Genomic DNA, 21,264 nt, shown 5'->3' on the forward strand with positions numbered 1-21,264 from the left:
CGACCTTCGGATTCTGGAAAAATCCCACGGTGCGAACCAGAAAATTTCGCGTGGGCACAAAGTCAGCATCAAACACCACCAGCAGATCGCCACTCGTTTTGCCGATCGCATGATTTAAGTTTCCAGCTTTGGCAAAGCGATTGTCCGGGCGCGTCATGTACTCACAGCCCAACTCTTCTGCCAGCTTTCTGATTTCGGGGCGGCGCGTATCGTCCAGCAAATAGACTTGCTTATTCCCATAGTCGATCGCCTGACAGCCAATTACTGTTCGCCGCAAAATGAACTCTGGCTCGTTGTAAGTCGGGATGAAAATATCAACGGTTGGGGTATATCTGCCCTCAATCACATCCAATGTCAGCCGGTCTGCCTCTCGGCGTCGATCGCGCACCCGCAGCATCAAAAAAAGCTGAATCGTGCTGCTTGTCAGCACCAATAGCTCCAGAAAAAACAGCCCCAGACTAAACACACCATTCAGCGGCGTATCCACATTGAGCGTCGAAAGCGATCGCCACAGCAGATAGCGCAGCGTCAACGCCAGCAAAATTCCCACTACCGTAACCCGCGACCAGTAGCGAGGCTGAGGCGAAACTTTGGTGACTAGCAGGACGATCGCAAACAACGCCACCGTCGGAAACAGCAGATAGCCGCCTGCTACCATCGGCACTTCTAACCAGAGGGGCGGCTGTTCTTGCAGCGTATTGAGCTGAGTAAAAATCCTGCTGATTGTTCCCTGTCCTGCAAACCAGCCTGCCACGATCGCCCCAGAAAACAGCACCGTTCCCAGCAAAATCAGCGTCGTAGTTTTGGGACGAAACGATCGCCGCGAGGCAACAGACGAGGTGATTTGAGTCGAGGGTGGGGTCTGGTCTGCTGAAGTGGTCATCGAGACTCCTTATAAGGAAGTAGGTCTGAGGAAGGCGGTCAGAGACTAGGATTTCGGGCAGAACTCGATCTCAGGTGAATTGTTTCTGAAGCAGTTGTTTGCAGTTATTTACTCTGCCAGCGCACTAACTTTACCTTAACGATTACGATCGACGGTGCTAATCAGATTGCCCAAACAATTTCTGAAATCTACTCAATCTATCAACTTTCCTCAGCTTGAAAAAGTTTTGGGCGATAGCAAATCCAATCCAAAACGAGAGATTTGCCGTATGAATTCAGGATACGAGGCGCAAATGCTGTTAAAGAAATAAAAACAAAAGTTGATTTCTGTTTCTGCAAATTTATGCAGATTGAACTGTAAAAGTTTTTTAGCAACCTCGCTTCTCAGGAGGCGATATGATCTTTAAATGATTTTAGAGAGGAAATCTGTTTCGACAGCACAATCTAGAACAGCGTACTGATGCAAGACAGCAATTCTCACGCCGCTTAGAATGATATTGCCCAGAATTCAATTGCCTGAACTTAAAAGTATTCGTCAGCACAGTTTTCTGAAATGTGAGTATCGTGTATCAGCGTAGGTAGGACAATTAAAACATGATAGACACAATTGATTTTGTCAGTCTTATTCATCCAGCTTTAGCGATCGTCTTTGTCTTTCCGCTGATCGGGATTGTGGTTCAATATTCACTTCAAACTCGAAGTCGCCGGCTCCAGATTGCAAAAGGTCAAAAAAGCGCAATTTCTGGAACCGTTGGCACTCAGCATTTGCGGATGGGACGCTGGCTCAGTAATTCAATCGTTGGCGTAGCTTTAATCGGGCTGGGCTATGCCATTTTTTCTAAAGTGTTGAAGGCTCCTCCCGAACAGCAAAACGGCATTAGAATCGTGCTGCTGCTGGTTTTATTTGCCCTGACGATCGCTTCCCTGGTGCTGCTCAACATCGCTAACGGCAAACTGCAACGCGGCGGATTCGCCACCCTGACTGGAATCGGTCTGGTGCTGCTTGGCTGTCAACCAGAAGTATTTCGGCGCGGCTTTGAGTGGTACGTTTCCCATTACTACTACGGCATCGCGGCGGCAATGCTGATGATTTTCTCGCTGGCGATTTTTCCTGAGATTTATCAGGATCGATCGAATCGCTGGCGCAATGTTCATGTCGTGTTAAACTGCGTCGCACTGCTGCTATTTATCGGTCAGGGTGTTACGGGAACCCGCGACCTGCTAGAGATTCCTGTAAGCTGGCAACAACCCTACATCGAGCAGCTTTATATCAACAACTGCCAGACCCAGCCATGTACAGTTCAGCCCAGGCAATAGCGATCGTTAATCGGGGAACGACTTCGCCTTCGGCTATCACCAATCCATCCATCGGAAAACCAGACCCCTGGATTCGGCGCTCGATACAGTCGATCAGGGCAAGATTAGGCTAGAATTATGACGGCTTCTTTACAGAAGTTGATGAATCTCTGACCCCGCTGAGAAGCCGTTACATTTATTTTTGACTCGCTTAATCTCTCACACTGGACTTTTTATGACGCTTCCCATTCGTAATGTTGCCATTATTGCCCACGTTGACCATGGCAAAACGACGCTCGTTGATGCTTTGCTGAAGCAGTCCGGCACATTCCGCGAAGGGGAAGAAGTTCCAGACTGTGTGATGGACTCCAACACCCTGGAGCGCGAGCGTGGCATTACCATTCTGTCTAAAAATACGGCAGTTCACTACGGCGATACCCTGATTAACATCGTAGACACTCCTGGTCACGCGGACTTTGGCGGCGAGGTCGAGCGAGTGCTGGGCATGGTAGACGGCTGTATTCTGATTGTCGATGCCAACGAAGGTCCGATGCCCCAGACGCGCTTTGTGCTAAAAAAGGCTCTGGAGAAGGGACTGCGCCCGATCGTCGTCGTCAACAAAATCGATCGTCCGCAGGCAAATCCTTTTGGAGCGATCGATAAAGTGCTGGATCTGTTCCTGGAATTAGGCGCAGACGATGATCAGTGCGAATTTCCTTATCTGTTTGCGTCAGGACTGGCAGGCTTCGCCAAAGACCAGATCGAAGATGAATCAGTAGACATGAAGCCGCTGTTTGAAGCCATTCTGCGCCACGTTCCGCCGCCAGTTGGCGACCCGGAAAAGCCGCTTCAGCTTCAGGTGACAACGCTCGACTATTCCGACTACTTAGGACGAATCGTGATTGGGCGCATTCACAATGGCACGATCAGAATGGGTCAGCCTGCTGCGCTGATTAAAGAGGATGGGTCGATTGTCAAAGGCAAAATTACAAAGCTGCTTGGCTTTGAAGGGCTGAAGCGGATCGAGATGGAAACGTCTTCCGCCGGAAACATTGTCGCCGTATCTGGCTTTGCTGATGCCAACATTGGCGAAACGATTACCTGCCCGAATGAACCGCAAGCACTTCCGCTGATCAAGGTTGATGAACCCACGCTGCAAATGACCTTCTCGGTCAACGACTCGCCTTTCGCCGGACAGGAAGGCAAGTTTGTCACCTCACGTCAGGTGCGCGATCGTCTGATGCGCGAACTGGAAACTAACGTGGCACTCCGCGTCGAAGAAACCGATTCGCCCGATCGCTTTGCGGTAGCTGGACGGGGTGAACTTCACCTGGGCATCCTAATCGAAACGATGCGTCGGGAAGGCTACGAGTTTCAGGTATCGCAGCCGCAGGTCATCTACCGCGAAGTCAGCGGTCAACCCTGTGAGCCTTATGAATTGCTGGTGCTGGATGTTCCCGACGATGCGGTTGGCGGTTGTATGGAGCGGCTCGGTCAGCGCAAGGGCGAAATGCAAGATATGCAGGTCGGCGGCAACGGTCGAACTCAGCTTGAGTTTGTGATTCCGGCACGGGGTCTGATTGGCTTCCGGGGCGATTTTATGCGCCTGACCCGCGGCGACGGCATCATGAACCACAGCTTCCTCGACTATCGCCCACTCGTTGGCGAACTGGATATGCGCCGCAACGGTGTCCTGATTTCCTTTGAGGAAGGTACAGCCACTTTTTACGCAATGAAAAACGCTGAAGATCGGGGAGTCTTTTTCATTACGCCCGGCACAAAGGTCTACAAAGGCATGATTGTGGGCGAACACAACCGTCCGCAAGACCTGGAACTGAACGTCTGCAAGGCAAAGCAGCTCACTAACCACCGGGCAGCCAGCGGCGATGAACTCGTCCAGCTGCAAGCCCCGGTAGACATGAGCCTGGAACGGGCACTGGAATACATTGGTCCCGATGAGCTGCTAGAAGTCACTCCGACTTCGATTCGTCTGCGGAAAATGAGCAAAAAGCTGGCGAAGCGATAAGTTAACTTCGATCGTTAGCTAATTGAATTAAATTCTTAAGGTGGGCAGTTTGTCCGCCTTTTTTTGTGCTGTTTTTTATCTGTAAGTGGGGCGAGGGGGAGCAGTTCGGGTCATAATGGTGACCTTTCAAACATCCTCTAAGACTAATCAGATAAGACTAATTCAATAAATTTCCTCATCGCAGTCAGGAAATACAAAAGGCGATCGAATTAACAAAAGCAACTGCCATAAACCCTAACTTTGTAAGGAAATTGGCAGTCGCTTTAGTACAGTATTCTATTAACGCAGCAAACGGTGAAATGTCCGTTTTAGTGGCGGTTTCCCAGCCATTTAGCGGCAACTGCGCCCAAGGCTGCACCCACCATCGGGTTGCTGATAAATTTCAGGATTGCTGGCTGGTCTGCCAACACTTCCTGGAAGATATCCGGGTGATAGTGATAGGCAAAGGAAGCTAGTTTGCTCACATCATCTGCCGTCATGCGTCCAGGGGTGTGGGTTGATAAGCCGAGCTGCTTTTCTAGATCGTGATCGCTCAAACCGCGCTTCTTAAACTGATGAAAAAACTCCCGCGCGACATCATCCCGCTCGTGAGAATGAATTTGAGCCACGGCTTTCTGCAATTCCGGCTCCATCTGGTTAGTAGGAATTCGGTCGGGGTGGAACGATCGTCCAAAGATGGCACGTCTTTCTTCACGGGTCGAGCGACGGGCAAAATCGTCGAAGTTTTCGTATTCCTTGCCGCTGCTGACATCATCAAGTTTTTCGCTGTTGCCTTTCGCCAAATCTTGCATGATCTGACGCTTATATTCATCATGACTTGCCATGAGTCGTCTCCTAAAGTATCAATTGCTTGCTGAGAATTAGCTCCCCAGCATGGCTATGGGTTTGTGCGAGTGCTTTTACCGAATGAGTGCGCAATCATGCCAATTGGTATCGCGTGAATGGCATTAACCGCTTTAACCCTGATAGTTCACCTGCTGCGTTTTGCTGTCGTATTTTGCAGTCAAGATAAGCTGCTTATCGGGTGCATAAACCAGAACGGTTAGATCATGGTTAGGCGCACTGCGGCGAAATCCCTGTGCCAGCGATCGAGCGAGCGGCTTCACATCATCCGGTCGAACTTCCTTTGAAATCACAACGCCAAGCTTATCGTTGTCACGCACATAAGCATCTTTGATTAAGCCGTGGCTAGTTTGAATTACCCAGTCTGCATACTGGTCGCCCTGAGTTGTATCACCCCGCGACAGATTATCGAACTGACCAACTCTGTTGAGACTGTGATCGGGTGCCGTGCTAGCTTCTGGAGTTGCCGTACTGCAAGCAACGGATGTCATTAAAACAAAAATTGCCATGAATGCCACAAGAATGCGGCGAATTTGATGCCATTGATTCATTTTTTGTTCCTCAATTTTTATTCCTCTGCAATGTATCAAAATGTTTCAAAAAATGAGCGCGCTCGTTTTTATTGCGTTACCGTTTCATGTTCTATTCACGCTCGCTTTGTTGCGAATCACATCATCCTTGGGATAGGCAGAAGATTAATCTAGCCCTTCTGATAGAGCCACTAAAAGATATTCTTTTAATCAAACAATTCAATCAATTACTTTGCCTTCAAATAAGATTGCAGTTGTGCAATCGTTTCATATTCACGCTGAAAGCAGTCTAATAATCGCTGATAAACCGGAAAGAGCTTCTGATATTGAGCAGTGTGGGCAGCAATCGGCTGGTGTCGCAATGTTTCGCCGATCATGGCTGTGCTAAGGGTGAGCGAATCAATGAAACCCAACGCATAAAGCCCTACAATTGCCGCTCCTAAACAAGAACTTTCGTGCTGTGCCGGAATGGTAATTTCCCGATCGAAAATGTCTGCCATCATTTGCCGCCAGAGAGCCGATCGTGCAAAGCCACCTGTTGCCTGAATGCGTTTCGCCGTACCTGCAAAATCTTCGAGTGCCTGAAGCACAATGAGCAAATTGAACAGCACCCCCTCTAGTACCGCACGGGTAATATGCGCCCGCGTGTGATTCAGGGTTAGCCCAAAGAAAGACCCGCGTGCATTTGCATTCCATAGCGGCGATCGTTCCCCCAGCAAATAGGGATGAAATAGCAGCCCATCCGCGCCCGGGGAAACGGCTTCTGCCTGCTGCATTATCAGGTCATAGGGGTCTTGTCCCCTTTGCTTTGCCAGCGCAACCTCGGCATCGGCAAACTGATCGCGCACCCATCGCAGGGCAATTCCACCATTATTGACTGCGCCGCCAATAACCCAGTGCTGCTTGGTCAGTGGATAGCAAAATAGCCGCTCCTGCGGGTCCGTCACCGGACGATCGATCACTGCCCGAATTGCCCCACTCGTCCCGATCGTCGTTGCAAATACACCCGGCTCGATCGCCCCCACGCCCAGATTAGATAACACCCCATCACTGGCTCCCATCACGATCGGGGTTTCTGGCGCAATGCCCATGATTGCCGCAAAGTCAGTTTGGATTGGCTTTAGCAAATAGGTGGTCGGAACCAGTTCGGAAAGCTGGGCAGGCCGAACTCCAGCGATGTCTAATGCTTCACTATCCCACTCCAGACGATTTAGATTCAGCAGTCCGGTTGCAGACGCGATCGAGTAATCCACGACATAGCGGCGCGTCAGCCGAAAAAAGACGTATTCCTTGATAGAAATAAACCGTGCTGCCTGCTGAAACAAATCGAGCTGGTCTTGCCGCAGCCACAGCAGCTTCACCAGGGGAGACATGGGGTGAATGGGCGTCCCGGTTCGTAGATAGATTTCGTGTCCCTGACCCGATTGCTTTAAAGACTGTGCCCAGGCTGCGCTGCGGTTATCCGCCCAGGTAATGCTGCGGGTCAAAGGGCGATCGTCCTTATCCATCAGAATCAGACTGTGCATCGCTGAACTGAACGATAAACCAACAATTTCGCCTGGCTTTGCCCCGCTCGCCTGAACAACTTGCTGAATCGTTTTCAGCACCGCCAGAAAAATCTCGTTTGGGTCTTGCTCTGCGGTTGCCGGAGTTGGTGAATAAAGCGGATACTCAATCAATGCCTGCTGCACTGCCTCACCCGCCAGCGTAAACAGGACTGCCTTGGTGCTAGTGGTTCCAATATCAACGCCGATAAGGTAGCGATCGGTTGTCATAACTGTTTTGCAAACGGAACTGAGCAAACGAAATCTATAGGAAGAAGCTTTTCAGGAGCGCAACGTTTCTTTTTCACTCATGCCCTCTCAACTGAATAAAAGCCCGTTTTGAAGCGCAACAAGTTGACCCTGAACTGAAAGAATCTCAAGGGCAAGGTCCAGGAAACGTTGGAGATAATTAAAGCTGCTCAAATGTTGTTCTGAATGTTGCCCTGCAAGATTGAGCGCAAACCTAGAACAGCTTTTTCGACAACCGACCTGAAACGACAAAATTCAAAACCTGAGGCAATTTCAGCCACTATTGGCTTTATCGTTTACCAAAAGCGCAATTTTATTGTAGTTATATTAACTGGCTAAGATTTAAACGTGAATCAGCCTATAGTTACAGGAGAAACACAGCAGTAGGAGAGGTTTTTGAAGCGCGCAACTCATCCTCAAGCAGGACTGAAAGCCAAATAAAAAGCAGCCCGTGAGGACTGCCTATCTGTACGCAAATGCCTTTCAGGTTTTGTTCTCCAGTGGTTTTATAGTACCGGTTTACCTTCTTCAACTTCCTCTACCTTTAGGTAGAGAGGGATATTACGGATTGCGGTTGAGCCACTTAGCCTGCATGAGAACGATCGCCCCTTTGCAGGATGAACAATTCTCAGCCTTGAGTATTATCTCAGCCTTGAGCATCAGAAGTCCTTGCGGCATTATTAAGACGATCGCTCACCCGCCGCAGCACTCCGTTAATAAACCGATGTCCCTCGTCGCCGCTATATCGCTTCGCTAGCTCAACCGCTTCATTGATTGCTACCTGTGGAGCCAGTCCCAGCACCCACATTTCCGTCACCGCAATGCGTAAAATATCTTGATCAACTCGCGCTAAACGATTAAGCTGCCAATCTACCATTGACTCACCAAGCAGGTGATCGACCTTCGAGCGGTTTGTCTGCACCTGAGTCAGCAGTTCCATCGCATAGGCACGGACTTCTTTCTGATTTACAAGCTGAATAAATTCAGGCAGCTCCAGGGATGCTCCAATTCGATTGATCGCCTTTTGGGTTAGCTCGATCGCTTCCGTCACCATTGCTTTTGCACTGTTGAGGTCAATCGCTCTGGTTTCACTGGTTAGCAGTCGATCGCTCCCGCGACTAAGTTCTGCCGCAGCCGTTTCCAGCGTGTCTTGTACCTCAGTCGTCAAAGTTCGGATCGCCGCCAAAACAATATCTTGAAGCTGCTGGGTCTGAAGCTGCTGCGGCTTACTGGGAAGCTGACCAACGCTGAGCAGGGCGAGTTCACGGGCAATTCTGCGAGCTTGCATATTGATTGACAAGGTTCTGATCGAGCTTTGTCATTGTAGCAAGAGGTGAAGGGATGAGGAGGTGCGGGGGGATTTGAGTCAGACGAGAGGCTACCTTTGAAACGGGATCCGAATCCTGACGAGCCGATAAATCCCTGCCTCTGCGATCGCCTCATACTGTCTCGGTCGCAGCTTTGCTTCGCGGATTTTCACATCTCGTCCCAGCAGCAAAATACTGGGCGGTATGGGATTCGCAGTGCTGAGATCGCGCAGATCTTTAATCACATCGTCCGGGTCAGGGATGAATTCAATTTGACGATCGGTATAAAACACAATCGATGGTTTACCAAAGCCAATCATCACGATCGGTTCATTCGGCTGCTGCACCTGCACAATCTTCTGGGAAAGCTGTCGTAAAGGAAGCTGTCGTTCTGCATCCATCAAAGCAGCAGCGGGCATCAGGGTTAGCAGCACAAAGGCAACAAAACCGACCAGATTCACCGCCCAGAGCCATCGTCCCTGACGACGCAGCAGAAAAATCAATCCAACGATCGCCACAGTCGCCCACGCAACGCCACCCCAAACTTCAATTCCTGCCTGACGAAGCGCATTTGGCAAGTTCGGCAGTTCCGGGTCGTCTCCTAGCCAGTTTGGGCTGTAATACACTGCCCATGCCAAACCAAACAGCACTGCCACATTCACGGCATGACTGACCCAGGCAAATCGATTGCTCCTTGGGTTAAGGCTTGGGCGGCTCATCTGGTCACTCCAGAACAGCGCAACCAAAATCGCACTTGCAGGCAATAGCGGAATCGTATAGCTAGGGAGTTTGGTGACGGCGATCGTAAAAAACACAAACACGATCGCAAACCAGATCAGCGCAAAGACTCCGAGGTGACTAGAGCGGGGCTGCTGCTGCCAGGAATGCCGCTTCCAAAATCGCAGTTGGGCAAAGGCGGCAGGTAAATGAATCGACCAGGGCGCAAAGGCAGCAGACACAACCAGAAAGTAAAAATACCAGGGAGCCGAGTGACGGTTCACCACCTGGGTAAATCGCTCGATGTTGTGATAGCCGAAAAAAGACTCAATAAACGCATCGCCGTTCGCCAGCGTCACCAAAATGTACCAGGGCACAGTAATCGCCGCAAAAATCAACGCGCCCTGAATCAGCTTCAGTTCTCGCAGCACAGTCCACAGGTTTCCCATATAGAGGAGAAACGCCAGCACAATCATGCCGGGAAGCACGATGCCGACTGGTCCTTTTGTGAGCACTGCCAGCGCGCTCAAAACATAGGCAGCAATGTACCAGCGATGTTGCGTCTTCGCCCGATCGGGCTGAGCATAGCCGCAAAAAAACGCCAGCAGCGAACCGCCAATACAGCCGTTGAGCAGCATATCGGATACGCCCGTCCTGCCCCAAACGATCGTCTGCGGATTCAAAACCATTGCAGCAGACCCGACCAGGGCAGCAATCCAGAGCTGACGGTCAATTTGCGGAGGAATGGGCCTTTCTGCCGCTTGAGCTTCACCGGCTTCGATCGCCCTTGCCGGACGCGCAAACCCAAACCGACGCAGCGTATAAAACCCGATCGCTGCCAAAAAAGTGCCTGCCAGCGCAGAAGGAAAACGGGCTGACCATTCATTCACGCCCACCGTCTGGTAGGCAACCGCCATGATCCAGTAAACGAGCGGCGGCTTGTCAAATCGCGTGGTTCCATTGAAGTAAGGCGTAATCCAATCGCCCGTAATCTTCATCTGCCGTGCTGCCTCCGCAAAAAGCGGTTCGGTTTCATCCACCAAGCCGATGCTGCCCAGATGCAGCCAAAATGCAATCCCAGTTGCTAAACCAATCCATACAATGGCAAATATCCAGGCGTGATTGGTTTGAAACTGCCACTGCGAGGTGGCTTTGGATAGATCTACCTTTCTCATGGTCTCACTGGCACAGATGGAGTCGATCGCGATCGGGTTCAGACCTTACTTTATCGAAGTCTGGTCATTTTCCGTAGCACGGTGGAGTGATTCTCCTGAGTACTGTCGGATTAAGAACTTCAGGAGTTCCCTGGCTGTAATTGCGGTAAATGGCTCCAGCAAATTATCAGAATTCCTGCTAAAAAAAAGCTGCGAATAGACAGTCTCCTGCATTACAAAGCCTGCATACCTCTTGTCTATCAGTAGAGTGAATTTAGTAAAGCGAATTCAGTAAAGCGAATACAAAGTAAAACGCTGTAGGAAGGTGCTGATGAGCAGAATTAAGAATATTATTTTGGTTCACGGTTTTTGGGTTAATGGCTCTTGCTACAGCAAAATTACTCCACCGCTACTAGCGGAAGGCTACGAAGTGATTGCCGTGCAAAACCCACTCACCTCTTTGGCTGATGACGTTGCGGCAACGAAACGTGCTTTGGCTCGCGTCGAAGGAAATTGCCTTCTCGTGGGGCATTCGTGGGGAGGGTTCGTCATTACCGAAGCTGGTAACGATGAGAAAGTTGCTGGCTTGGTGTATATAGCGGCGGTTGCTCCCGATCGCGACGAATCGATGATTGATCTGCTGACTCAATACACTGCCCCTCCCGTGCTGCAATATGTTGAGGAGCAAGATGGGTTTCTTTGGCTGTCCAAAGAAGGAATGCAAAAGTCCTTTGCAGGCGACCTTCCGGCTGAAGAAGCTGCCTTGCTTTACGCGACTCAAACTGCGGCACCTGCATCGCTGTCGCAAACAAAAGCAACTTCACAACCTGCATGGAAAAATAAGCCAAGTTGGTATATTGTTGCAAACTCCGACCAGTCCGTTTCGCCCCATTATCAGCACGATGCCGCAAAACGAATTGGAGCAACCACTACCGTGCTGGAATCCAGCCACGTTCCAATGCTTTCGCAGCCAGGAGAAGTTTTAGCAGTGATCAAAGACGCGACGGCGATGAGCCACTTATAAACCCACTGCTTAAAGAACATGCGAATGGCTCTCGTCTGGATCATCGGCGGCACTCAAGAAAGCGCAGCGTTAGTCCGAGCGCTTGTTGCTTCGGGCATTGCTTGCATTGTTACAGTCACCACAGAATCCGCCCGATCGCTTTACCCCAGTGATCCCTCAGTTCAAATTTGGGTAGGACGATTGCAACCTGAAAGCCTGCTGCGTTTCCTTCAAAACCACTCAGTTCTCTGTATCGTGGATGTCTCCCATCCCTTTGCCGTAGCAGTTTCTCAGATGGCGATCGACGCTTCGATCAAATATCAGTTGCCCTACCTGCGCTATGAGCGGCAATCGGTTGCATCGGATGGAATTCACTTCAGCAGTTTTAATGCATTGTTTGCCAGCGATCGATTAGCCGGAGAACGGGTGCTGCTCACGATCGGCTATCGCCCCCTGATGCTCTTTCAACCCTGGCAAACGCGATCGACCCTCTTCGCCCGAATTTTGCCTTCCCAAGTTGCACTAGAAACTGCCTTAAACGCCGGATTCACCCCCGATCGTCTGATTGCCCTGCGCCCTCCAATTTCGATCGATCTGGAACGCGCCCTCTGGCAACAGTGGCAAATCTCCCTTGTCGTTACAAAGGCATCAGGTTCCGCCGGAGGGGAAGACACCAAACAGCAAGTTGCAAATGAATTGGAGATTTCTTTAATCGTGATCGATCGTCCCCCAATCCAATATCCCCAACAAACGCAGGAGATCAAAGCTGCGATCGAATTCTGTCAGCGTTGCCTTTCCTGACCCGCAACCTTCGCAATTAGCGATCGGCAAGCATTCCTTTCGCAGGCTCCCCATTCCAAAAAACTCAAAGTCCCCCGTTGATGGGGAATTTAGGGGGTTGGATCCCGCAACTGGCCCCGTTTTCTGCGTTTAAGAAGCTGTCGAATTTGATTCCAGCTCGATCGCTTGATTGTTATACAGGCTCATCGCCTTCGGCACTCCCTCTTTCAGACTCAGCTCGATCGCCTTCACCACCAGATCCAGCACTTCATTCATCACTCGACTTTCTGCCACTGAAAATCGTCCCAGCACATGATTCACCACCTGGGTATCTGGATTCGCGTTCTTTCCTTTTGGACTGCCAATTCCAATTCGCATTCGCGGGAAATTCTGACTATTCAGATGCGAAATGGCTGACTTCATGCCGTTGTGTCCGCCCGCTGAACCAGACTGCCGCAGCCGCAAACGACCGATCGGCAAATCCATTTCGTCATAAATCACCAGAATTGCTTCTGGCGGAATTTTGTACCAGTCTGCAACAGCGCGAATTGACTGCCCGGACAGATTCATATAGGTCAAAGGCTTCAGTAGCCGAATCTTTTCCCGATAGCTGCCCTGCCCCTCACCGAAAATGCCCTGAAACTTACGATTTTCACCCAGCGGAATTTTCCAGACTTGAGCGAGCCGATCGATCGCCTCAAAGCCAATATTGTGACGGGTTTGATCGTATTTTGTACCCGGATTGCCCAGCCCCACAATAAGCTGTGGCTTCACCTCCGAGGAAGAAGTCGCGGATGCCATAATTTATGAGTTGAATTTAGCCTTGCTGAGAGCTCGCCGCTTCAGGGGTAGTTTCAGAATGAGCTGCTTCCGGTGAATCTGCGATCGTCGCATCAACAATTTTAGTTTCTTCAGCAGGTGTAAGAGCCTTAGGAGCCGGAGTTTCAAGGGTTGCCTTAATCGGCTCATTCACTGATTTCTCAATTCGCTCTGCTTCTCGCTTAAATTCATTCTCAAATTCTTTCGAGGCTTCCTGGAAACCACGTAGTGCTTTACCCAGGCTTCGACCGATTTCAGGCAACTTCTTGGGACCAAAAATCAGCAGTGCCAGCACCAGAATCAGGGTCATTTCGGGTAAGCCAATGCCGAAGAAATTCATGCTTCTTCCTCTCTAAGCGATCGAACGTCTCACAAGATCTAGTGTAGTTTCCTGGTAGACAATTCACTTGTCCGATCGAGTAATTTTTCTATGCAAAAATCCCCAGACGAAGCCGGGGATCAATTTGAAATAAATAATTGAATTAGCGATTGAATTAGCTTCCGAGGCTTGACCAGTCCACGTTCACGCCTTCTAGAATGAGCGAGGAGTTGTAAATCTGAAGAATAATCAACAGGAACACAAAGAACAGTCCCATAAAGACTGCCATCAGAGGCGTAGTTCCCCAACCGGGGGCAACTTTACCGTATTCAGAGTTAAGGGGCTTAAGAACATCTCCCAACCGAGTCCGCTGTGCCATGTGTTACCCTTTCTAAGCGTTCTAAGATTTTAACGATCCGTAATATTATAAGGATAATACTATTGATGAATTTCTCAAATATGGAACCCGCAACAGTTCTTAGCATTACGATCGCCGTCTTCCTGGTGGCAATCACTGGGATCTCAGTCTACACTTCGTTTGGACCACCTTCAAGAGAATTGGAAGATCCTTTTGAAGACCACGAAGACTAGAAGCAGAGCCACTGCTAAAGCAAAGCTCCTGTTGTCTGCTCCCGTCTCTCACAGTGGATGTCTCGTGGTTTGTACCTGGCATCACTTACTTTCGCTGAGTCAACTTCTCAGCTTTTCTCATGCCCTGCTTCACAGGGTTTTTCTATTGCAGAAGATTACTTTTATGAGAAACTGCATAAAAGCATCAGGCAACTGAGACTCCTTCCAGTGCTTCTGCTTCTGTATTGAGAATCTGAAATACAGAATCCATCATTGTCACTTCAAAGACTAACTTCGCCTCTGGATGCACATCACATAGGCGAAAGCTACCTTTCCCCTGGTCTGCATCTCGCATTCCCGCAACAAGAACTGCTAAGCCGGAACTGTCAATAAAACTGACCTGGCTTAGATTAATCACTACATTTGGACTGACTTTGGCAATACAGTCCTGGAGTTTAGAGCGGAACTGTGATGCAGTTGTGATGTCCAATCGCCCAGTTGGTGTGAGGACAAGAATCGGTTTACCAGACTTTGTTTGATAAAGAGTTTGCTTCACTGCAATTGCCATCTTAGGTAAGGGAGCGGAATGAGTCTCCTTCGCTTTGCTGCCTTTTAACCTGCTGCGTGTGATTTAAGCGAACGATGAGAAACGATTAGCGATCGATAACCGTCTTGCAGCTTTTCTTTGAAAGTGCGGCAGGCTTACTTCTTAGCTTTCCCGCTCAACGATAGATCAGAGACATCAAACATCAAAATGTTTTGGATTGATGCTCAGACGGACGAAAGCAGCCTAAAAAACAACCTATGCCAACTGCGATCGTTGAAACATAGGCTGCTCAGATTTATCAAGATATTCGGTGCCGAAATAATGCTGTGCTATGCAGCCGTAATATAGTCCTGCAACGGCTTCCAGATAAAGCTGCGACCGCCCCCCATCTCCACAACAACTTTCACCTTTGGTTCGATCGTTGGCAGCGTGGTCAAAAACTGTAGCTCTTGCTGAGACAGCACAAAGCCCTCAAGCAGCCAAATCACTAAACCTTTCGAGTTCGCTGGAAGTGCCTCTAGCTGAGACTGAATGGCAGGCGGCAAATAATATACATAGCCCACTGCTCCTTCACGACCGGTATTCTTCTTACCCAAGTGGGGAGGACGCACGCCATGAGTCCGCAGCAGATAGGCAGGCAAGTCGCCCAGTCCTCTCGCGGTAATGTGCATCATGCCATAGCCCGTAGCTCGCAGCCGCCGCTGATACCGTCCTTCGTGTCCGCCCTCTAGAGGCACAGACACCCCTACCGATCCAGAGGTCTCTAGCCCGCGAATAAAATCCTTGCCAGTCGTAATTAATGCCATAAATCCTGCTTGACCTTATAAATAATAGGCAGAATGGCTATCCCATCATGAACCGCTCGCCGCATCAACCGACAAATGCCATGAATTAGCATTCCGGGCAATCATTGCGGACTTACAACCCTAGATTATAAGGGTCACCCGATCGTCGAGCAAGCGCATCTACATTCAGGACGGCGATCCAGCCTCCTGCATTCCTAATTAACCTAATAAGCAGCACCAATGAATTAGATAATTAGACCGTAGTACTGTCTCTAGCCGATTCTGTAAGCTCTTCTGTACCTAGCTGAATGACACCAATCAAGCTTTGAGTCTAGGGATCAAGACCAGTTGGAGAATTCACGTTGAGGAGGGAGGGTTTAACCCTAGCGTTTCTTGTTGAATTGAACTCAACAATGACTGCACCAAAGGCCAGCGATCGCCAAGGGGCAACTGCAATGCCTGGTTTTGTAATTCCTGCAATGTTATCTTTCAATTTATTTTAGAGTGCTGCTGACATTCCCAGCCTTAATGCGTCTCCTGCGATCGCCCTACTTCGTCCCGTCCTACCCTATAGACAAATCCGAAATCATTCGCTATGATAAGTAGCTGTTGCCAAAATTGGACAGCAAATTTTTCTCTGGTATTGAGTGTGGGGAAACGCCTGTCGTTTGATTGAGTCCCAGCCACATTTCAGAGGGCTGAGTTGATTCGTTGGAAATCTAGCGTTGCTGGAAGGCACTTCCTGAGCGAAGTTCATCTACCCGTCACCTGCCGGAATTTGCTGAAAGGTCTGGTTTGAGGATACTTAGCGAACATTGTTCACTAAAGTCCTAAGCCAATTTGGGCTGACTGCGTCAGGTTAATCAGGAGATTGGTTAGCTTCTTGCGCGTTCAATCCTATAAGTGAAACAGCATTCACAGAATAACTGTGTGGTTCTCTTGAGCCTTGGCTGAAGGGAGCCTGCATAGTCTGTGTTTATTTGGAGCCAAATGGACTGTTGAGGCGATCGCAGTTCTGCTCCTTATGCAAACCGCGAGAAAGGGGGATTCGTCACAGTGTCTGTTGGCATTCTCGGCACAAAAGTAGGCATGACTCAGATTTTCGACGAGGCGGGCGTTGCGATTCCTGTCACCGTCGTTCAGGCGGGTCCATGCACCGTTACACAGGTTAAAACCAAGCAAACCGATGGCTACACTGCTATTCAGGTGGGCTATGGCGCAATTAAAGAAAAGGCAATTAATAAGCCTGAGATGGGTCACTTAGCGAAAGCGGGTGCAGGTCCGCTGCGTCATTTGCACGAGTATCGTCTGGCAGACCCCAGCGAGTTCGAGCTAGGACAGCAGTTGACCGTCGATCGTTTTGAAGCGGGTCAAACCGTGGATGTGGTCGGAACCAGTATTGGTCGTGGCTTTGCAGGCTACCAGAAGCGGCACAACTTCAAGCGGGGTCCGATGGCGCACGGTTCTAAGAACCACCGTCTGCCCGGTTCCACGGGTGCAGGTACAACCCCCGGACGGGTCTTCCCCGGTAAGCGGATGGCAGGTCAGTTGGGTGATGCCCGCGTCACGATCCGTAAGTTGACTGTGGTTCGAGTCGATGCAGAGCGCAACCTGATCCTGATCAAAGGTGCGCTGCCGGGTAAGCCAGGTGCGCTGGTGAATATCGTGCCTGCAAAGTTAGTCGGACGAGCGAAGTAAAACGATCGCCCCCAGGACGCTAATTCCACAGCAAATTCCTGGCGGCAGTGCCCAAGAGAGAGTAGAGACGACCTATGGTTGACTGTGTAGTAAAAGACTGGCAGGGTGCGGAAGTGGGTCAAGCTTCCCTGGAACTGCGAGTTGCTAAAGAAACAAGTGCTGCTCACGTAGTGCATCGGGCACTGGTGCGGCAGATGAACAACGCTAGACAGGGAACGGCTTCCGCAAAAACCCGCGCAGAGGTCAGCGGCGGCGGTCGTAAGCCCTGGAGGCAAAAGGGAACGGGTCGGGCAAGAGCCGGTTCTAACCGTTCACCCCTCTGGCGGGGCGGTGGCGTGATCTTTGGACCGAAGCCACGCGACTACTCGACCAAAATGAACCGCAAAGAGCGTCGTTTGGCACTCAGAACGGCTCTGGTCGGTCGGAACCAAGACCTGGTTGTGGTGGCTGATTTTGTAGATCAACTGCCGCGTCCCAAAACGAAGGAGCTGGTTCAGGCTCTCACGCGCTGGGGAGTTGAGGCAGATTCTAAGGTGCTGATCATCACCGCCGATCGCGAAGACAACGTTTATTTGTCTGCTCGCAATATCGATCGCCTCCGGCTGATAACGGCAAGCAACCTCAACGTATTTGACATTTTGAACGCAGACAAGATTGTAATTACCCAGTCTGCGATCGCCAAGATTCAGGAGGTTTACGGTGAAGATTGATTCTCGCGCTCTTCCAGATTTGATCCGCCGTCCCTTAATTACGGAGAAGGCGACTCTGCTGCTGGAACAGAACAAGTATGTGTTCGAGGTTTCCCCTAAAGCTGATAAATATCAGATCAAAGCGGCGATCGAAGAACTGTTTGATGTCAAGGTCATAAAGGTCAATACGCAAGTCCCTCCCTATAAAGCGCGTCGTGTCGGACGGTTCCAGGGCAATCGCCCTCACTACAAGAAGGCGATCGTGACTCTGGCAGAGGGTGACTCGATTACGCTCTTCCCCGAAGTCTAGCCTCTGAGGATTTTAAATTATGGGTATTCGTAGCTATCGACCTTATACACCCGGAACCCGTCAGCGGGTAGTTGTTGATTTCGCTGAAATCACGAAGTCTGAACCGGAAAAATCGCTAACGACATCCGTCCATCGGAAAAAGGGACGCAATAACCGGGGCGTAATCACTACTCGTCACCGGGGCGGTGGACATAAAAAGCTCTACCGCATCATCGATTTTTACCGCAACAAGCACAATATTCCTGCGAAGGTCGCGGCGATCGAGTATGACCCCAACCGGAACGCTCGAATTGCGCTGTTGTACTACCAGGACGGTGAGAAGCGGTACATCCTGCATCCGGCCAATCTGGCGGTGGGCGCAACGGTAATTTCTGGTCCTGAGGCTCCGTTTGAAATCGGCAACGCGCTGCCGTTGGGCAATATGCCGCTGGGTACGACAGTTCACAACGTTGAACTGGTTCCTGGTAAGGGCGGTCAGGTTGTGCGGGCAGCAGGCACTGGCGCACAGGTCGTTGCAAAGGAAGGCAACTATGTCACCCTGCGTCTGCCTTCGACAGAAGTTCGCCTAATTCGCCGCGAGTGCTATGCCACGATCGGTCAGGTGGGTAACGCGGAAGCCAGAAACGTGAGCCTGGGTAAAGCGGGTCGCACTCGCTGGAAAGGACGTAGACCGGAAGTGCGAGGCAGCGTGATGAACCCAGTAGATCACCCGCATGGTGGTGGTGAAGGACGTGCGCCGATCGGTCGTCCCGGTCCGGTTACGCCTTGGGGTAAGCCTGCTCTGGGCGCGAAGACTCGCAAGAAGAAGAAGCTGAGCAATTCATTGATTGTCCGCCGTCGTCGTCGTACCTCGAAGCGGGGTCGTGGCGGACGGGAGGCATAATTCGCATCTGCGTTCGGCCAACCTCTCGTCTAAGAACAGCTTGAACGCAGTATGTATCGCTCTTTTTGTTCCGTCTAACGTTCATCACAAGGTTAACTGGTAGCCATGTCTCGCTCGCTTAAAAAAGGTCCGTTTGTTGCTGACCACCTGCTTAAAAAAGTTGAAAACTTGAACGCCAAGGGCGACAAGCAGGTGATCAAAACCTGGTCGAGAGCTTCGACGATTCTGCCTCAAATGATCGGACACACGATCGCCGTACACAACGGACGACAGCACGTTCCGGTCTATGTGACAGAGCAAATGGTCGGTCATAAGCTCGGAGAATTCGCGCCGACTCGCACCTTCCGGGGTCACGCGAAAAGCGATAAGAAAGCCCGTCGATAAAAAAAATAGCCGCTCTAGTCGGTCTTAGTTCAATAGAAACTTATCGCTAGAAGCTAGGAGAAAACGATGCCAACCATTAGTTCTGATGAAGTAAAAGCTGTCGCCCGCTATATCCGGATGTCGCCCCATAAGGTGCGTCGTGTGCTGGATCAAATTCGGGGACGCTCCTACCGGGAAGCCCTGATTGTCCTGGAATTTATGCCTTATCGCGCCTGCGACCCAGTGCTAAAAGTGCTTCGCTCTGCGGTTGCGAACGCTGAACATAACGTTGGGTATACCCCTACTGACCTCGTAATCACTCAGGCATTTGCGGATCAGGGACCTGTACTGAAGCGATTCCGTCCCCGTGCTCAAGGGCGTGCCTATCAAATCCGCAAGCCGACCTGCCATATTACGATCGCCGTCGCCCCAGGCGAATCTGCGGACTAGATCGAAGGCTAAGACTTGCAATTCATACTTTCTGACTATTACGAGGACAAACCGTGGGACAGAAAATTCATCCAGTCGGCTTTCGTCTCGGCATTACCCAGGAGCACAAGTCTCGCTGGTTTGCCGATGCGGGTCGCTATCCAAAACTGCTTCAGGAGGACTACACGATCCGCAACTTCCTGGAAAAGAACCCGATGAAGCTCAAGAGCCTTGAGAGTCCGGGCATTGCCATGATTCGAATTGAGCGCAAAGCGGATCAGATTGACCTCGAAATTCATACCTCTCGTCCGGGCGTCGTCGTCGGTCGGGGTGGACAGGGGATCGAGGAACTGCGAACCAACCTGCAAAAGGCATTGGGCGACAGCAACCGCCAGATCCGGATTAATGTGGTGGAAGTGGCGCGAGTCGATGCCGATGCTGCTCTGATTGCAGAAAACGTGGCACAGCAGCTTGAGCGTCGGGTTTCCTTCCGTCGTGTTGTGCGTCAGGCTATCCAACGGGCGCAGCGGGCTGGAATCGAGGGAATCAAGATTCAGGTGAGCGGTCGTCTGAACGGGGCAGAGATTGCGCGGACGGAATACACCCGCGAAGGCAAGGTTCCCCTTCATACGCTGCGAGCAGACATTGATTTTGCTTACAAGACGGCTCAAACCATCTACGGGATTCTGGGCATCAAGGTCTGGGTGTTCCGAGGCGAGATTATTCCTGGACAGGAAGAAGTGGCTCCGGCATCTGCTCCTGCAAACCAGCCCCGTCGTCGTCAGCCCCGTCGTCGTCAGCAGTACGAAGACCGCTCGAACGAAGGTTAAACAGAACTCCTACATCTGATCAAAGGTACTCAAGATGTTAAGTCCTAGAAGAACTAAATTCCGCAAGCAGCAGCGCGGGCGGATGAGAGGGTTAGCCACTTCAGGCAATGAAATCAACTTTGGTGATTTTGCCCTGCAAGCCCTCGAACCCACCTGGATTACCTCGCGTCAAATCGAGGCAAGCCGACGAGCCATGACCCGCTACATTCGCCGGGGTGGAAAAATCTGGATTCGGATTTTCCCGGATAAGCCTGTGACAATGCGCCCGGCAGAAACCCGGATGGGATCTGGTAAAGGAAACCCAGAATACTGGGTGGCAGTCGTGAAGCCGGGTCGGATTCTGTTTGAGATTGCGGGTGTTCCTGAAGCCACTGCCCGCGAAGCGATGCGTCTGGCATCCTTTAAGCTGCCGATTAAAACGAAGTTCATCATGCGCGAAGCGGAGGAGTCGTAATCATGGCTCTGCCTAAAATCGACGAAGTAAGAGAAATGGGTGATCAGGACATTAGTGACCAGATCGCCTCGGTGAAAAAAGAGCTGTTCCAGTTGCGCTTTCAAAAGGCAACCCGTCGTCTAGAGAAGCCGCATCAGTTTAAGCATCTGCGCCATCGTTTAGCGCAGCTTATGACGGTGGAACATGAACGGAAACTTGCAGCAGCGCAATCATCCCTTGAGTCCCAGCCTGCAAGCG

General features: G+C 50.7%; 25 protein-coding genes. 14 read left to right on the forward strand and 11 right to left on the reverse strand.

Annotated features, from left to right (window positions below; genetic code table 11):
* On the reverse strand, positions 1-883 hold an 883-nt coding region (locus tag H6F80_RS26980), incomplete at its 3' end, for a glycosyltransferase (RefSeq protein WP_190794606.1).
* A gap of 593 nt (positions 884-1,476) precedes the next feature.
* Here H6F80_RS26980 and H6F80_RS26985 point away from each other — a divergent pair.
* A complete protein-coding gene (locus tag H6F80_RS26985) occupies positions 1,477-2,199 on the forward strand; it encodes a DUF4079 domain-containing protein (RefSeq protein WP_199296858.1) in 723 nt (240 codons plus the stop codon).
* 214 nt (positions 2,200-2,413) lie between these two features.
* Positions 2,414-4,204, forward strand: a complete 1,791-nt coding sequence (gene typA, locus H6F80_RS26990; RefSeq protein ID WP_190794607.1) for a translational GTPase TypA — start codon at positions 2,414-2,416, stop codon at positions 4,202-4,204.
* Between the two features lie 308 nt (positions 4,205-4,512).
* Here the strand turns inward: typA and H6F80_RS26995 are convergent, their stop codons facing one another.
* The 5 genes from H6F80_RS26995 to H6F80_RS27015 form a co-directional block, all read right to left on the reverse strand.
* Positions 4,513-5,028, reverse strand: coding sequence for a hypothetical protein (locus H6F80_RS26995; RefSeq protein WP_190794608.1), 516 nt, complete (start codon positions 5,026-5,028; stop codon positions 4,513-4,515).
* A 132-nt stretch (positions 5,029-5,160) separates the two neighbouring features.
* Positions 5,161-5,598: a hypothetical protein gene (locus H6F80_RS27000; protein WP_190794609.1), complete on the reverse strand. Its 438-nt coding sequence runs from the start codon at positions 5,596-5,598 to the stop codon at positions 5,161-5,163.
* Between the two features lie 206 nt (positions 5,599-5,804).
* Complete coding sequence (gene gntK / locus H6F80_RS27005) at positions 5,805-7,352, reverse strand: gluconokinase (RefSeq protein ID WP_190794610.1); 1,548 nt, start codon at positions 7,350-7,352, stop codon at positions 5,805-5,807.
* A gap of 664 nt (positions 7,353-8,016) precedes the next feature.
* Positions 8,017-8,658 carry a transcription antitermination factor NusB gene (gene nusB / locus H6F80_RS27010; RefSeq protein WP_190794611.1) on the reverse strand — a complete coding sequence of 214 codons (642 nt, stop codon included), beginning with the start codon at positions 8,656-8,658 and terminating at the stop codon, positions 8,017-8,019.
* A 90-nt stretch (positions 8,659-8,748) separates the two neighbouring features.
* The gene (locus H6F80_RS27015) at positions 8,749-10,569 is read right to left on the reverse strand and encodes an ArnT family glycosyltransferase (RefSeq protein WP_190794612.1); all 1,821 of its coding nucleotides are present in this window, start codon (positions 10,567-10,569) and stop codon (positions 8,749-8,751) included.
* 310 nt (positions 10,570-10,879) lie between these two features.
* Here H6F80_RS27015 and H6F80_RS27020 point away from each other — a divergent pair, with 310 nt between their 5' ends.
* Positions 10,880-11,572 (forward strand): alpha/beta hydrolase, encoded by a 693-nt coding sequence (locus H6F80_RS27020; RefSeq protein WP_190794613.1) that lies wholly within the window; start codon positions 10,880-10,882, stop codon positions 11,570-11,572.
* 24 nt (positions 11,573-11,596) lie between these two features.
* Positions 11,597-12,352 carry a cobalt-precorrin-6A reductase gene (locus tag H6F80_RS27025; protein WP_190794614.1) on the forward strand — a complete coding sequence of 252 codons (756 nt, stop codon included), beginning with the start codon at positions 11,597-11,599 and terminating at the stop codon, positions 12,350-12,352.
* Between the two features lie 129 nt (positions 12,353-12,481).
* On the opposite strand, the gene pth is transcribed toward H6F80_RS27025, so the two are convergent.
* From pth to psbH, 3 genes are all read right to left on the reverse strand, one after another.
* Positions 12,482-13,132, reverse strand: coding sequence for an aminoacyl-tRNA hydrolase (gene pth, locus H6F80_RS27030; protein WP_190794615.1), 651 nt, complete (start codon positions 13,130-13,132; stop codon positions 12,482-12,484).
* A gap of 16 nt (positions 13,133-13,148) precedes the next feature.
* Positions 13,149-13,490 (reverse strand): TatA/E family twin arginine-targeting protein translocase, encoded by a 342-nt coding sequence (locus H6F80_RS30505; RefSeq protein WP_190794616.1) that lies wholly within the window; start codon positions 13,488-13,490, stop codon positions 13,149-13,151.
* 154 nt (positions 13,491-13,644) lie between these two features.
* Positions 13,645-13,848: a photosystem II reaction center phosphoprotein PsbH gene (gene psbH, locus H6F80_RS27040; RefSeq protein WP_088892590.1), complete on the reverse strand. Its 204-nt coding sequence runs from the start codon at positions 13,846-13,848 to the stop codon at positions 13,645-13,647.
* A gap of 65 nt (positions 13,849-13,913) precedes the next feature.
* Here psbH and psbN point away from each other — a divergent pair, with 65 nt between their 5' ends.
* Positions 13,914-14,060: a photosystem II reaction center protein PsbN gene (gene psbN, locus H6F80_RS27045; RefSeq protein WP_518523665.1), complete on the forward strand. Its 147-nt coding sequence runs from the start codon at positions 13,914-13,916 to the stop codon at positions 14,058-14,060.
* Between the two features lie 184 nt (positions 14,061-14,244).
* Here psbN and H6F80_RS27050 read toward each other — a convergent pair whose 3' ends face one another.
* Complete coding sequence (locus tag H6F80_RS27050) at positions 14,245-14,607, reverse strand: STAS domain-containing protein (RefSeq protein WP_190794617.1); 363 nt, start codon at positions 14,605-14,607, stop codon at positions 14,245-14,247.
* Positions 14,608-14,915: 308 nt separating this feature from the next.
* Entirely contained in the window at positions 14,916-15,392 is a 477-nt protein-coding gene (gene ndhN, locus H6F80_RS27055) for an NAD(P)H-quinone oxidoreductase subunit N (protein WP_190794618.1), read from the reverse strand.
* A gap of 1,035 nt (positions 15,393-16,427) precedes the next feature.
* Here ndhN and rplC point away from each other — a divergent pair.
* From rplC to rpmC, 9 genes are all read left to right on the forward strand, one after another.
* Complete coding sequence (gene rplC / locus H6F80_RS27060) at positions 16,428-17,069, forward strand: 50S ribosomal protein L3 (protein WP_190794619.1); 642 nt, start codon at positions 16,428-16,430, stop codon at positions 17,067-17,069.
* Between the two features lie 74 nt (positions 17,070-17,143).
* The gene (gene rplD, locus H6F80_RS27065; RefSeq protein WP_190794620.1) at positions 17,144-17,779 is read left to right on the forward strand and encodes a 50S ribosomal protein L4; all 636 of its coding nucleotides are present in this window, start codon (positions 17,144-17,146) and stop codon (positions 17,777-17,779) included.
* Positions 17,769-18,068: a 50S ribosomal protein L23 gene (locus H6F80_RS27070; protein ID WP_190794621.1), complete on the forward strand. Its 300-nt coding sequence runs from the start codon at positions 17,769-17,771 to the stop codon at positions 18,066-18,068. The genes rplD and H6F80_RS27070 overlap by 11 nt, the downstream gene beginning before the upstream one ends.
* 19 nt (positions 18,069-18,087) lie before the next feature.
* Positions 18,088-18,951: a 50S ribosomal protein L2 gene (gene rplB / locus H6F80_RS27075; RefSeq protein ID WP_190794622.1), complete on the forward strand. Its 864-nt coding sequence runs from the start codon at positions 18,088-18,090 to the stop codon at positions 18,949-18,951.
* A 105-nt stretch (positions 18,952-19,056) separates the two neighbouring features.
* A complete protein-coding gene (gene rpsS / locus H6F80_RS27080; protein ID WP_190794623.1) occupies positions 19,057-19,335 on the forward strand; it encodes a 30S ribosomal protein S19 in 279 nt (92 codons plus the stop codon).
* Positions 19,336-19,401: 66 nt separating this feature from the next.
* Entirely contained in the window at positions 19,402-19,764 is a 363-nt protein-coding gene (gene rplV / locus H6F80_RS27085) for a 50S ribosomal protein L22 (RefSeq protein ID WP_190794624.1), read from the forward strand.
* A 53-nt stretch (positions 19,765-19,817) separates the two neighbouring features.
* Positions 19,818-20,573 (forward strand): 30S ribosomal protein S3, encoded by a 756-nt coding sequence (gene rpsC / locus H6F80_RS27090; RefSeq protein ID WP_190794625.1) that lies wholly within the window; start codon positions 19,818-19,820, stop codon positions 20,571-20,573.
* A 34-nt stretch (positions 20,574-20,607) separates the two neighbouring features.
* Complete coding sequence (gene rplP, locus H6F80_RS27095; RefSeq protein WP_190794626.1) at positions 20,608-21,027, forward strand: 50S ribosomal protein L16; 420 nt, start codon at positions 20,608-20,610, stop codon at positions 21,025-21,027.
* Between the two features lie 2 nt (positions 21,028-21,029).
* Positions 21,030-21,264: 50S ribosomal protein L29 (gene rpmC, locus H6F80_RS27100; protein WP_190794627.1), on the forward strand; the 235-nt coding region annotated here is incomplete at its 3' end.

It is taken from the genome of Leptolyngbya sp. FACHB-711, from assembly GCF_014695615.1.
Classification (GTDB): Bacteria; Cyanobacteriota; Cyanobacteriia; order Elainellales; family Elainellaceae; genus Leptolyngbya_A.

Bases quoted from the DNA above. Each gene is read 5' to 3' on its own strand.
- rplD (WP_190794620.1), top strand. From the start codon at position 17,144: ATGGTTGACTGTGTAGTAAAAGACTGGCAGGGTGCGGAAGTGGGTCAA.
- H6F80_RS30505 (WP_190794616.1), bottom strand. From the start codon at position 13,490: ATGAATTTCTTCGGCATTGGCTTACCCGAAATGACCCTGATTCTGGTG.
- H6F80_RS27000 (WP_190794609.1), bottom strand. From the start codon at position 5,598: ATGAATCAATGGCATCAAATTCGCCGCATTCTTGTGGCATTCATGGCA.
- rpsS (WP_190794623.1), top strand. From the start codon at position 19,057: ATGTCTCGCTCGCTTAAAAAAGGTCCGTTTGTTGCTGACCACCTGCTT.
- pth (WP_190794615.1), bottom strand. From the start codon at position 13,132: ATGGCATCCGCGACTTCTTCCTCGGAGGTGAAGCCACAGCTTATTGTG.
- H6F80_RS26985 (WP_199296858.1), top strand. From the start codon at position 1,477: ATGATAGACACAATTGATTTTGTCAGTCTTATTCATCCAGCTTTAGCG.
- gntK (WP_190794610.1), bottom strand. From the start codon at position 7,352: ATGACAACCGATCGCTACCTTATCGGCGTTGATATTGGAACCACTAGC.
- H6F80_RS27015 (WP_190794612.1), bottom strand. From the start codon at position 10,569: ATGAGAAAGGTAGATCTATCCAAAGCCACCTCGCAGTGGCAGTTTCAA.
- H6F80_RS27025 (WP_190794614.1), top strand. From the start codon at position 11,597: ATGGCTCTCGTCTGGATCATCGGCGGCACTCAAGAAAGCGCAGCGTTA.
- H6F80_RS27050 (WP_190794617.1), bottom strand. From the start codon at position 14,607: ATGGCAATTGCAGTGAAGCAAACTCTTTATCAAACAAAGTCTGGTAAA.
- H6F80_RS27020 (WP_190794613.1), top strand. From the start codon at position 10,880: ATGAGCAGAATTAAGAATATTATTTTGGTTCACGGTTTTTGGGTTAAT.
- rplV (WP_190794624.1), top strand. From the start codon at position 19,402: ATGCCAACCATTAGTTCTGATGAAGTAAAAGCTGTCGCCCGCTATATC.
- rplP (WP_190794626.1), top strand. From the start codon at position 20,608: ATGTTAAGTCCTAGAAGAACTAAATTCCGCAAGCAGCAGCGCGGGCGG.
- H6F80_RS26995 (WP_190794608.1), bottom strand. From the start codon at position 5,028: ATGGCAAGTCATGATGAATATAAGCGTCAGATCATGCAAGATTTGGCG.
- psbH (WP_088892590.1), bottom strand. From the start codon at position 13,848: ATGGCACAGCGGACTCGGTTGGGAGATGTTCTTAAGCCCCTTAACTCT.
- ndhN (WP_190794618.1), bottom strand. From the start codon at position 15,392: ATGGCATTAATTACGACTGGCAAGGATTTTATTCGCGGGCTAGAGACC.
- nusB (WP_190794611.1), bottom strand. From the start codon at position 8,658: ATGCAAGCTCGCAGAATTGCCCGTGAACTCGCCCTGCTCAGCGTTGGT.
- rplB (WP_190794622.1), top strand. From the start codon at position 18,088: ATGGGTATTCGTAGCTATCGACCTTATACACCCGGAACCCGTCAGCGG.
- typA (WP_190794607.1), top strand. From the start codon at position 2,414: ATGACGCTTCCCATTCGTAATGTTGCCATTATTGCCCACGTTGACCAT.
- psbN (WP_518523665.1), top strand. From the start codon at position 13,914: ATGAATTTCTCAAATATGGAACCCGCAACAGTTCTTAGCATTACGATC.